The sequence below is a fragment of the Streptomyces sp. NPDC059255 genome (genome assembly GCF_042752355.1).
Classification (GTDB): domain Bacteria; phylum Actinomycetota; class Actinomycetes; order Streptomycetales; family Streptomycetaceae; genus Streptomyces.
In genome coordinates, this window is the sequence record NZ_JBHYZP010000017.1 from 125766 (window position 1) to 136484 (window position 10719).

At 69.8% G+C, this 10719-nt stretch carries 9 protein-coding genes; 7 read left to right on the top strand and 2 right to left on the bottom strand.

The window, feature by feature from the left end; genetic code table 11:
* Positions 1–500: 500 nt before the first annotated feature.
* A complete protein-coding gene (locus ACFXKG_RS21095; RefSeq protein ID WP_384841019.1) occupies positions 501–1067 on the bottom strand; it encodes a hypothetical protein in 567 nt (188 codons plus the stop codon).
* Between the two features lie 289 nt (positions 1068–1356).
* Between ACFXKG_RS21095 and ACFXKG_RS21100 the strand changes: the two genes are divergently transcribed.
* The 7 genes from ACFXKG_RS21100 (at position 1357) to ACFXKG_RS21130 (ending at position 9683) form a co-directional block, all read left to right on the top strand.
* Positions 1357–3405 carry a PhoX family protein gene (locus tag ACFXKG_RS21100; RefSeq protein ID WP_384841022.1) on the top strand — a complete coding sequence of 683 codons (2049 nt, stop codon included), beginning with the start codon at positions 1357–1359 and terminating at the stop codon, positions 3403–3405.
* A 277-nt stretch (positions 3406–3682) separates the two neighbouring features.
* Positions 3683–4435 carry a class I SAM-dependent methyltransferase gene (locus ACFXKG_RS21105; protein ID WP_384841025.1) on the top strand — a complete coding sequence of 251 codons (753 nt, stop codon included), beginning with the start codon at positions 3683–3685 and terminating at the stop codon, positions 4433–4435.
* A 2-nt stretch (positions 4436–4437) separates the two neighbouring features.
* A complete protein-coding gene (locus ACFXKG_RS21110; protein ID WP_384841029.1) occupies positions 4438–5085 on the top strand; it encodes a bifunctional 4-hydroxy-2-oxoglutarate aldolase/2-dehydro-3-deoxy-phosphogluconate aldolase in 648 nt (215 codons plus the stop codon).
* Positions 5086–5252: 167 nt separating this feature from the next.
* Positions 5253–6497 carry an aspartate aminotransferase family protein gene (locus ACFXKG_RS21115; protein ID WP_384841032.1) on the top strand — a complete coding sequence of 415 codons (1245 nt, stop codon included), beginning with the start codon at positions 5253–5255 and terminating at the stop codon, positions 6495–6497.
* Positions 6494–7870 carry an aspartate aminotransferase family protein gene (locus tag ACFXKG_RS21120; protein ID WP_384841035.1) on the top strand — a complete coding sequence of 459 codons (1377 nt, stop codon included), beginning with the start codon at positions 6494–6496 and terminating at the stop codon, positions 7868–7870. Before ACFXKG_RS21115 ends, ACFXKG_RS21120 begins: the two co-directional genes overlap by 4 nt.
* On the top strand, positions 7867–8685 hold the full coding sequence (locus ACFXKG_RS21125) for an inositol monophosphatase family protein (protein ID WP_384841037.1): 819 nt from the start codon (positions 7867–7869) through the stop codon (positions 8683–8685). The genes ACFXKG_RS21120 and ACFXKG_RS21125 overlap by 4 nt, the downstream gene beginning before the upstream one ends.
* Entirely contained in the window at positions 8682–9683 is a 1002-nt protein-coding gene (locus ACFXKG_RS21130) for a Gfo/Idh/MocA family protein (RefSeq protein ID WP_384841041.1), read from the top strand. The genes ACFXKG_RS21125 and ACFXKG_RS21130 overlap by 4 nt, the downstream gene beginning before the upstream one ends.
* A gap of 52 nt (positions 9684–9735) precedes the next feature.
* On the opposite strand, the gene ACFXKG_RS21135 is transcribed toward ACFXKG_RS21130, so the two are convergent.
* The gene (locus tag ACFXKG_RS21135; protein WP_384841044.1) at positions 9736–10677 is read right to left on the bottom strand and encodes a hypothetical protein; all 942 of its coding nucleotides are present in this window, start codon (positions 10675–10677) and stop codon (positions 9736–9738) included.
* Between the last annotated feature and the right edge of the window lie 42 nt (positions 10678–10719).

Below are 10719 nucleotides of genomic sequence, written 5' to 3' on the forward strand. Positions count from 1 at the left end.
CCCCGGTTCAGCAACCGGTACGGGTCGCTGGAGTTCGGCGATGAGCCTCTCCGTCAGCTCCGCTCCATGGCGACGCCCGCCCTCGATGTAGGTGCGGGCACCTTTGGGCTCGGCCCAACCGCACGCCTTTGGGCTCTTCAGCTTGTTCCGGCGCTCCGGGTTACACACGTCGAAGGGCAGCAACTGCCAGCCGCTGCCCTTCGGCCCAGGCATTGTGAACTGCCTGAGGACCGACCCTGCCGTGCCGGCCCCTGGGCGACTGCTCCCGCCGACGTCCGGCGCCACACGGTCGCCCTGCCGAAGAACGATGGCTGCAGCCACCCGTCGCCAATCCATCGGTCGTCTCTTGCTCCTCGATCCTGTACGACATTCGTGACCCCAACCCTGTCGCCTGGAACTCAACCTCTACCGGAACGGGTCCCCGGAGCCGTCGGCGCAGCGGGGGCGCGTAAACCCGTCGCGCACGGGCAATCCCGGGTTGCGCCCGGTGCCTGGTGGTGTCAACAGATCTTGCCGGGCCGGATGGCAGTGGCCTTTAGCAGGTCCCGTAGCAGGTCGAAGTCGATGTTCTCCGGCCTGATGAGCCGCAGGCAGCCCTTGCCCATGTCCTGCCCGGCCAGCCGTTCCTCGAACGCCTCACGGACGTCACTGCGCATGAGATAGCGCCTCCCACCCGCAGCCAGGATCATCCCGAACCGGGCCGGGCCCGGGCTCCCGTTGGACACCCACCACCTGTACGCCGACTCGAAGTGTTGGAGCGCCTGGTCATGGCCTACGCGGGCCGGATCACCGATCCGAGTCATCCGCAACCCCGACAGCCTGCGCTCCCGCGGCAGCCGGTGCTCCAGGCGCAGCATCAGCACCGCGCCCAGCGCGGCGAGGAGGCCCACGGCGAGCCAGGGGAGCAGGCGATCCTGGCTGAAGAGCAGGCCGAACAGGGCAGGTGCGATGATGTCCGCGCAGGCTGGGGAGTACTGGAACGCCGTCAGGTAGACGCCTCGCGCCCCGGCTTCAGACCTCTGGCGGTGCGCCGCGTCCCATCGTGGATGCGGGAAGGCCGGGCACATGAACCGCAGCGGGTTTGCTATTGCCCGAATGCCCGCGCATCGGCGATGTCCGCCGCGCTCCCCGTGTTCCTTCATGCGCGCCGGTCTCTCACCGGCGCAAGCCCGCGGAACGCGGTCGGCGCCAAGTGATCCGGATCCAACCGCGAATGCAAGGAACGCCGCTAAGGTATTGTCCGATTAATGTCGGGCGGTGCCGAGAATGCCGGGGGCGATTGTTTCCCGGCGTACGCTCATGCATACTGCTTGAGGCGGCTTGACGAGAGGGTCCTGAAGAAGGGCGGTTCATAGCGTGCCGGCGCGGAAGTTATCCCTTTTAGCCATCGGTGGAAATTCTCCCCGGTCAGCGGTGACCTGTGCATTTCGGTGCGGCAATGCCTGTGCGCAGGATGTCCCGAACACCTCGGGGAATACTTACTTCGGGACAATATTGCGCAATGCTCTGTCGCGCCGGGCGGTTCTCGGCGGCGGGGTGCTCGCCTCCGTGTCACTGGCCGCCTTCACCGCACCGGCCGCCGCAGCGTCGCCGGAGGAGTCCCCTGCTGGGCACGGCAGCCGACGGTACTTCGAGTCCGTGCCGCCCGATGACGGGGACCGTGTCACCGTCCCTGCGGGATTCGAGCACGAGGTGCTCATCAGCTGGGGGGATCCGGTCCTGCCGGACGCCCCCGCCTTCGACTTCGACCGGCAGACGGAAGTGGCGCAGTCCCGCCAGTTCGGCGTGAACAACGACTACTGCGCACTCGTTCCCCTCCGGGGCAGCGATCGCTGGCTGATGGTCAGCAACCACGAGTACGCCACCGAACCGCTGATGTACCCCGACTGGGATCCTCATGCTCCTTCCGAGGAACATGTGCGAACGGCCTGGGCCGCGTACGGGATGTCCGTGGTGCTGGTGGAGCGCTCAGGGCGTGACGGCCGTCTGCGGACGCGTGCGGACGGGCGGTGGAACCGGCGCATCACCCTGACTTCCCCCTTCGAAGTGCGCGGGCCGGCTGCCGGGTCGCCACTGCTGCGCACCTTCGCCGACCCCGGCGGGACCCGGGTCCTGGGGACGATGGCCAACTGCTCGGGCGGCACGACCCCCTGGGGCACGGTGCTGTCGGGCGAGGAGAACGTGCACATGCCCTTCGCATACGCCGAGCGGGTGACGGACCCGTTGACCGGACGGGGCCTGAAGCGCTACGGATTTCCTGAAGGCGCGTCGTCGCGGGGCTGGGAGACGTACGACGCCCGCTTCGATCTCGGGCGGGAACCGAACGAGGCCCACCGGTTCGGCTGGATCGTCGAGGTCGACCCCCTGCAACCCGGCTCGGTACCCGTCAAGCACACCGCGCTCGGCCGCTTCAAGCACGAGGGCGCCAACGTCTCGGTCTCCCCGGACCGCCGGATCGTGGCCTACATGGGCGACGACGAGCGCTTCGAGTATCTCTACAAGTTCGTCTCGGACGAGCGCATGCGCGACGGCGACGACTGGGCGGCCCGCGAGCACAACAAGCGGCTGCTGGACTCCGGGACGCTGTACGCGGCACGCTTCACCGGTGACAGCCCCACCGGGGAGATCGACGGCAGCGGAGAGCTGCCCCGGGACGGCGAGTTCGACGGGACCGGTACCTGGATCCCCCTGGCGCACAACGGCCGCAGCTTCGTTCCCGGCATGACGAGCGACGAGGTGTACGTCTTCACCAGGATGGCGGCGGACCGGGCGGAGGCGACCCCGATGGACCGGCCGGAGGACGTACAGACGCATCCCCGTACGGGCCAGGTCTACGCGGCTCTGACCAACAACGACTACCGGGGTGCCGCCGATGTTCCGGGGCCGGACGAGGCCAACCCCCGCACGGGGAACCGGGACGGGCACATCCTGGAGTTGCGCGAACGCGGTGACGACGCGACGTCCGAGCGATTCGTATGGCGGCTGATGCTGGTCTGCGGCGATCCGGAGTCCCCGGGGACGTACTACGCCGGCTATGACAAGAGCAGGGTCAGCGCGATCTCGTGCCCGGACAACCTGGCGTTCGACGAGCACGGCAACATGTGGATCGCGACCGACGCCGGCGGGCGGGGCGGGGTGAACGACGGGCTCTACATGGTGCCCCTGAGCGGTCCCGAACGAGGATGCGTGCAGCGCTTCCTGACCGTACCGACCGGCGCGGAGTGCTGCGGTCCGGTCATCGGGCCCGACTTCGTGCTGGTCTCCGTGCAGCATCCCGGGGAGCTTCCCGGTGCCGGCCCCGGTCATCCCGTTTCACACTGGCCGGACGGCGGGGACAGTCAACCGAGAGCCGCCGTCGTCGCCGTACGAAGAACGGATCGCGGCCCTCTTCTCGGCAGACGTTAGCCGGCAGGCGCCGGCCGACACCGCAGGGCGTATTCCCGCCATTACGACGCAGTCCCGATGACCGTGGCAGGCCCACGGCGATCACGGGCCGATTTTCCGTGACGCCGCGTGTCTCTGGAAGCGCACAACCGGAGAACTCGAAAGGGTGGAGGTTTCTCGTACGACTTTCCGAGCGGGTGCATCCGCGCGTTCGAAGCCGAATGCGCGTGATCGGTGCTCTGTTGGGTTCGGCAGAAAATGGGTATCAGCGCATTATTCTTCGAACAAGTGGGTGACCGTGCAGTCGTCTGTGAATTTCTCCCCGGCAGCAGATTTCTACGACAAGACACGCGGAGGTGAGGCGCGGGGTCGCAGGATCGCCCCCGCCATCACCGAACGCATCGCGAAGAACGAACTCGTCCTCGATGCCGGGATGGGAACCGGAGTGGTGGCCCTCGCGCTCACGGAGCTGGGGCACGCGGTGGTGGGCATCGACCTGTCCCACTCCATGCTCACGAAGGCCGTGAGCCGGATCGGCAACGCCGCGGCGGCCGCTTCCCTCACCGCTCTGCCCTTCCAGCCGGCCACCTTCAGCCAGATCTACAGCGTGTGGGTGACCCATGTCGTCGGTGACCTGCGCAAGGGGCTCTCAGAGGTCCATCGGGTGCTCAAGCCCGGCGGACGGTACGTGGTGATCCCCGGGATGATCCTCTTCGACGACCACGAGGTCAGCAGGATCATGGAGGAGATCCAGTCCCGGACCGCCGAGGCCGACGACCGGGCGGAACGACTGGTGCCCCTCGCCGAGTCCGTGGGATTCAAGGCCGTCGAGGTGGGGGAGCTGGAGGCGGCGACACACGAGCACAGCCCCGAGCAGATCGCCTCCGGGCTGGAACAGCGCATGCTGTACCACTTGTGGGCGGTGGACGACTCCGTCTTCGACGAGCAGGTCGCGCCGCTCGTACGGGAGTTGCGTGCCCTGCCCGATCCGGAGGCCCTGGTCACCCGGCAGACCCGGCGGCAGGTCATCGTCCTCGAGAAGCGGGCCTGACCATGGCGAAGACGCTTGGCCCGGACATCGCCGCCGAGGTCGCGGGCACACCGCTGATCGCCATGCTCACCGAGCCCGAGTCCCCGGCCGTGCCCGGTGTGACCGAGGAGCTCGGCAAGGCCGGCATCCGCGCCGTGGAGATCACCCTCACCTCACCCAACGCGCTGCGCTCCGTGGAACGCAGCGTGGCCACCGGCGCCGCACTGGTCGGCGCCGGAACCATCCGTGACCGGGAGACCGCCGTCCGGGCGGTGGAAGCGGGCGCCCACTACCTCCTCACCCCCGGGGTGCTGCCGGATGTGCTGGACGAGGCGCACAGGCTCGGCGTCCCCGTCGTGTGCGGCGCCTTCACCACCACCGAAGTGATGGAGGCCTGGCGGCTCGGCGCCGCTCTGGTCAAGCTGTTCCCCGCCCGGCTGGGCGGTCCGGCGTATCTGGCGTCGCTGACCATGGCCTTCACCGACATCCCGATCGTCCCGACCGGTGGGATAACCGCCGAGGACCTGCCGGACTACTTCAGGGCCGGTGCCCACGCCGCCGCGCTGGGACGGCCGCTCGTCGGGGACGCCCTGCACGGCGGGAACCTGTCGGACGTACGGCACCGGGCGGCGGACCTGCTCGACCGGGTGCGCGCCGTACGGGGCGGATAGCCGCCCCGTACGCCGACGGCGAACCGGCACCGTCCGCCCGACGCGCCACCCGTCCCGCGACCCCTACGTACCGACATTCGCGAACCGGCACCCCACGCACGCTTCCGGCGGCAACCCCGCACCGGTCGCCGTGGCGATCGGGCGTGCCCTAGCCGAAAGGGATTCCCTTGGGCCTGGACCATTCCTTCGAACTCGATCGCAGGGCCGAGCAGATCGACGCTCTGGCGGCCAAGCGGAAGAACGTCATCGCCTCGGACCAGATGGTCGAGGGGCACTACCCGATCTTTGCCGACCGAGCCCAGGGAGCCCACTTCTGGGACGTGGACGGCAACAAGTACCTCGACTTCTTCCTGTCTTACGGAACGGTCATCCTCGGCCACGCGGACCCGGACGTGGACGAGGCCGTCGTCAGAGAGATCCGGCGCGGCTTCGCCACCGGCCTGATGAAGCCGATCCAGACGGAACTTATCGGGGAGCTGTTGGAGATCATCCCCGGCGCGGAGATGGGCATGCTGCTCAAGACGGGCTCCGACGCGACCGGCGCGGCCGTGCGGCTGTCCCGTGCCTTCACGGGACGCGACCGGGTGGTGCGCTGGGGCTACAACGGCTGGCACGACTGGTGCGCCCAATGGGACAACGGCATCCCGGCCGTCAGCCGCGAACTGGTGGACACCTTCACGTACAACGACCTCGATTCCCTGCGTGTGCTGTTCGAACGGCACCCGGGACGCATCGCCTGCGTGGTGATGATGCCGTTCATGGTCGACCGCCCCGACCCCGGGTTCCTGGAGGGGGTGCGCGAGCTGACACGTGAGCACGGCACCCTGCTCGTCTTCGACGAGATCCGGTCCGGTTTCCGGCTCGCGGTCGGCGGAGCCCAGGAGTACTACGGCGTCACCGCCGACCTGGTGACCCTCAGCAAGGCGTTCGCGAACGGCTACGCGATCTCCGCGCTCACCGGCCGGGCCGACGTGCTGCGCACCCTCGACACGGTGCACATCTCATCCACCTACTACGCCAACGCCGAGGCCATGGCGGCGGCCCTGGCCACCGTGCGCAAACTCCGCTCCGGAGAGCACCTCAAGCGCGTCCGGCAACTGGGCGAACGTCTCCAGAGCGGACTGCGCGAACTCGTCACCGCCTACCGGGCGCCCGTCGAGGTCGTCGGCCACCCGCCGATGCCGTTCCTCGGCTTCGGCTTCGGCAGCGAGGAGCGCAATCAGCAGGCGAAGCGCTCCTTCTACAAGGCCACCATTGCCGAAGGCGTCTTCCTGCACCCCAATCACCACTGGTTCATATCGGCCGCCACCACCGAGGACGACATCGACACGGCGGTACGCGCCGCGCGAACCGGGTTCGAGGCGCTGGGCCGGGACGGGTGGCTCACGAGCGAGGAAGCGAAGGCGCGATGACGGATTCTGTGACGACCCCTCCCGCCGCCCGTCCGCCGGTCCCCGCCGCCGGGCACGGCTGGGGCATGATCCGGCCGCGCACCGCCACCGAGCGGCACTGGGCGGAGGAGCAGGAGGTGATCGGCCCGGGACTCCAGGCCGTGATGCTGCTCTCACGGCTGTGCGTGGCGGACGCGGACGGCGCGGTGCTCACCGACATCGACGGCAACCGGATCATCGACTTCCAGGGAGCGGGCGGCGTCAACTCCCTCGGCCACGCCGAGCCGCGGTTCACGGCTGCCCTCACCGAGGAGCTCACCCGGGCCACGGCGGGCGCCTTCGCCACGCCCGCTCGCCTCGACATGGTGCGGGTGCTGCGCGGCTTCCTGCCGGAGGGCCTGGACGCCATCCAGCTCTACAGCGGCGGCACCGAGGCGGTCGAGGCGGCCCTGCGGCTGGCCAAGTCCGTCACGGGCAAACACGAGTTCCTCTCGTTCTGGGGCGGCTTCCACGGCAAGACCATGGGGAGCCTGGCCCTCACCGCGGGCGCCAGGTCCGGCCTCGGGCCGCTGCCGCCCGGCTACTTCTCCGCCCCGTACGCCAACTGCTACCACTGCCCCTTCAAGCTGACCGCACCCGGCTGCGGCTTCGCCTGTGTCGACCACGCCCGGGACGTGATCAAGGAGAACTCCACCGGGGCCCTCGCCGCGATCGTGGTCGAGCCGGTGCAGGGCAGGTCCGGCAACGTCGTACCGCCGCCCGGCTACCTCTCCGCCCTGGGCGAGGTGGCGAAGGAGTTCGACGCCCTGCTGATCGCGGACGAGATGATGACGGGATTCGGCCGGACCGGCGCCTCGTTTGCCTACCAGCACGAGGACGTGCTCCCCGATGTCCTCACCGTCGGCAAGGGCATGGGCGGCGGCTATCCCGTCACCGGGGTGATAGCAGCCGGGACGACCATGGCGGCATCCCCCTTCTCCGACCCCAGCGCGAGCTCGTCCAGCTTCGGGGCGTTCCCCATGGCATGCCGTGCGGTGGCCACCACGACGGAGATCCTCACGGGCGACAAGCTCGTCGAGAACGCCGCCGAGCGGGGACGCGAGATGCTGGCGCGACTCCTCGACCTGACCGAACTGGCCCCGTTGGTCGGAGATGTGCGCGGTCTGGGCCTCGCCATCGGGATCGAGCTGGTCTCGGACAAGGAGACCCGGGAACCGGCCCCCAAGAGTGTCGTCCAGAGTGTCTACCTCGAACTGATGGAGGCCGGCGTCCTGGTGATGCTCGGCGGGAACGCGCTACGGCTCTACCCGCCGCTCGGTATCGGGCGGGAACAGGCCGACACGGCTGTCGGAATCATCCGCGAGACGCTGATCCGCACGCGAGGTGAAGCATGACGGTCACCCTCGACATGGACCGTCTCACCGCAACCGCGGCACAGGCCGCGTCCGTGGCCGGAGAGGAACTCCTGCGCCGTCGCTCCGCGCCCCGCGAGGTGCGCATGAAGGAGGGAGACGCACCGGTCAGCGACGCGGACCTGGCCGCCGAGAGGCTCACGCTGGCCGTACTGCGCGAGCACACCCCGCGGTTCGCCGTCGTGTCCGAGGAGGAGAGCCCCGACGGCGGCGGCGACGGCCGGCCCACCTGGATCGTCGACCCGCTGGACGGCACCACCAACTATCTGCGCGGTCTGCCGGACTACGCGGTGGCCCTCGCCCTCGCCGTCGAGGGCCGGACCGTTCTGTCCTTGATCCTGCTGCCCGAGTACGGGGCCGTCTTCCGGGCGGTCGAAGGACGCGGGGCCTTCCGGGACGGCGTACGCCTGCGCGTCCCGGACCCACGCGCCGGACGCCCCCTGGCGGGCACGGGCTTCGGCACGGAAGGGGTGGTGCGCGGACAGCAGCGTTCCGTGGTGGACCGGCTGCTCAACGCGGGATTCGAGATTCGGGAACCGGGCAGCGCCTCCACCGGGCTGTGCCGGGTCGCCTCGGGCGCGTACGACGGCTATCTGGAGTTCGGCATCGGGGTGTGGGACACCACGCCCGGTGCCTTGCTGGTCACCGAGGCGGGGGGAACGGTCACCGGCTGGGGCGGCGGCGAGTTCGTGGCGGCGCGGGGGCACCTCGTCGCGGCGTCACCCGCCTTCCACCGGAGTCTGGTCGAGGCCGGCGGCCCCTGCCCGCCGGCCGCCGAGCCGGGAGGACAGGCATGAGGGTGGCGATCGTGGGGTTCGGCGTGGCCGGCACCGCACGGCTGAGCGGCTATCGGTCCGTGGACGGCGCCGAGGTGGTGGCCGTTGTGGATCCGTCCGGGGAGCGCCGGGACCGGGCGGCGCGGCTGCTGCCCGACGGGCGGGTGTTCGCCACGCTCGACGAACTGCTCGCCGCGGACGGTGCGGACGTCGTGGACATCTGCTCCCCGCCGGTGTTCCACGGCCCGCTCACCCGTGCCGCGCTGGCGGCCGGATGCCATGTCATCTGCGAAAAGCCGGTGGCCGTGCGCGGCGACGATGCCCTCGACCTCACCCGTGAGGCGGCCGAGCGGGGCCGGCTGCTGTTCCCGTCGCACAACTACGGGACATCACCGGTCATGCGGACCCTGCGGGAGGCCGCGGCCGACAGCCGCCTCGGACGGCTGGAGTCGGCGGCTTTCCGCATTCTGCGCGACCGTCACGCGCGCGGCGTCTCCGAGTACGCGCCGGACTGGCGCCGCTCCCGCGAACTGGCGGGCGGCGGCATCCTGCTCGACCACGGCACGCACTGTGTGTACATGGCGCTGCGCCTGTTCGGCCGTGTGCCGCAGAAGCTCTCCTGCACAGTCGAGAGGCCGGGCGGGGACCCGGACTCGGTGGACGAGGCAGCACGGCTGCGCCTGGAGTTCGGCGAGGCGTACTGCGACATCGAGCTGAGCTGGACGAGCGGCGAACGGTCCAGCCACTACCGGGTGTCCGGGACCTCGGGCCTGCTGCGGATCGACGACGGACTTGTCACCGGACGGAGCGCGGACGGCTCCTGGCAGCACACCCTGGTCTCGCCCAGCAAGGACCAGACCCACCTGGAGTGGTTCCCCCCGATGTACGCGGACTTCCGCCGCGTACTGGCCGATCCGACCCTGTGGCACGAGCCGGCGCGGGAGATCGTCGACACCGCACGTGTCGTGGAGACGGCGTACGCCTCGGCCGCCGGGGCCGGCCGGCTGATGTCGCTGTGAACGCGTGTGGCCGGTACGGACCCGGTCCGTACCGGCCACACGGGTCACCCGGTCACCCCGCGGTGCCGGGGGCGAGGCCCAGCGCCCGGGAGAGCAGCGGCCCTTCCCCGGCCAGGTTGTCGAAGGTGGTGGAACGTTCGTGGGAGGCGAAGTAGTGGCAGATCACGCGGTCCTCGATCAGGGGCAGCCATTCCAGACGGCCGGACCGGTACGGCTCACCGAGGTCGAGCGTTCCCTTTTCACCGAGCCTCCCGCCGAGGAGGGAGTACGACATCTGCGTCACGTAGCGCGGCGCGAAGCTGACCTCCCGGGGCAGGGCCGCCAACGTGCGTTCCAGGAAAGCCGGGTCGAAGAACGCGGCGGTGTCGACGGCCGCGAACCCGCAGCACATGTACGGCACGTACGGCGTGCCCGGCAGGTGGTCGGTGATCCAGTGCACCCCCTGCGGTTCCCAGCCGAACTCCGGCGAATACAGGAAGGCCGGGCGGTCCGCGGGCGGCGTGGCGGCCCACTCGATCAGCTTCGCCGGACGTGCCAGGAAGACCACGTCGCTGTCCATGCTGACCACCATCGGGGCCTCGCTGAGCAGGAAGTAGTCCACGAGTTGCAGGATGCGGACGTTGTTGCGCCGCACCGCCGCGAGCACGGGGAAGTCCCCGAGCAGCTCCCCGACCCGGCGGTCCGCCTCCGCGCGGCCGATGATCCGCGCATCGGGAGCGTGCCGGCGCAGCCGTGCGGCGTCGCGCGCGGTCAGTGTGCCGTCGTCGTGCACGACTGGGGTCACCTCGGGCCAGAAACGGGCCAGCGACTTCGCGGCGAACAGGTAGAGCGGCACATGGTCCGACGAGACGAGGCTGTGCACCTCCACGCCGTGGCGTCCGGTGAAACGGGGTGCCGTCGTGGCCAGGAGCTGCTTGGTGAGGGCGAAGGCCCCGTCCCTGGCGTCCCGGCGCTGATCGGCAACGGCGGGCGGAACGGGTTCAGTACGGCTCATACGGATCTCCCCAAGTACGGAGGAAAGAATGTGGTCGTAACA